1 protein-coding gene is annotated in these 921 nt (G+C 31.2%); it reads right to left on the reverse strand.

Going from position 1 to position 921, the window contains the following annotated elements; genetic code table 11:
* Positions 1 to 135: 135 nt before the first annotated feature.
* The gene (locus SLH33_RS12950; RefSeq protein WP_320419536.1) at positions 136 to 648 is read right to left on the reverse strand and encodes a YfbU family protein; all 513 of its coding nucleotides are present in this window, start codon (positions 646 to 648) and stop codon (positions 136 to 138) included.
* Positions 649 to 921 lie beyond the last annotated feature (273 nt).

The following is a 921-nucleotide window of genomic DNA, read 5'->3' on the forward strand; positions in this document are numbered from 1 at the left end:
AGAATAAAGCCTTCTAAATTTAGACCATCATTTAGTCATCTATAAAAAAACAAGCCCTAAAAAGGCTTGTTTTAATCCAATATTTTTGGTTTTTACACACTTGTGCAACGGTTACCATTGTTGTATGTAGTTAGTTTATTGAGCAGAAATTAAATCTTTTAAATCCTCAAAGTTTAAATCATATCTGTTCGAGTCTAAAACATTTTTATAAACTGGAAGCATTTTTCGATATCCTGAAATTGTCATTGAATTATGAGAATTCAGGTACATTTCCTTATGTTCAGCCCATTTTCCTTGCTTCTCAATCATAAAACTCGTGTAGTGATAATGTTTATCATTATTAGCATCAAATCCTTTGAAAGTCAATTTGTCTAAATCTAAACTTTCTCTTTCCTCATCAGTTAAGTTCGGAATTGCATTTGAGATATATCTAAACATATTTAAAATGTCGTGAGTTTCTCTACAAATATTATAATCTGTTTCCTCTTGGTCAACAAGAAATACTTCTCCGTATTGTCCTGTATATCCATTTTCTAGAATTTCAGCTCTTTTTTCATAATATTCAGTATTATCTTCCAATTTAGATAGGATTCTGAATTGATTTGCTAAAATTTGTCTTTCTGTAATTGTTAATGTTTTTGGTATCATATTTCAATTTCTTTTTGATTCGTTCTTAATTACATACAACGGTTTGGCTATGGTTTCGTTGCGTGAAAATCCGCGAGGATTTTCCGCCGAAAACCGAAGATAGCAAATTTGCGAAGACTTTCCGCGAGGAAAGTCAGAAGCAATGAACTATAGCCGGTGTAACCGTTGCACAAGTGTGTAAAAACCAAAAATATTGGATTAAAACAAGCCTTTTTAGGGCTTGTTTTTTTATAGATGACTAAATGATGGTCTAAATTTAGAAGGCTTTATTCT

Source organism: Tenacibaculum sp. IB213877, from assembly GCF_034043975.1.
Lineage (GTDB): Bacteria > Bacteroidota > Bacteroidia > Flavobacteriales > Flavobacteriaceae > Polaribacter.

Excerpts from the sequence above, each read along its gene's own strand:
- SLH33_RS12950 (WP_320419536.1), bottom strand. The coding sequence starts at position 648 with ATGATACCAAAAACATTAACAATTACAGAAAGACAAATTTTAGCAAAT.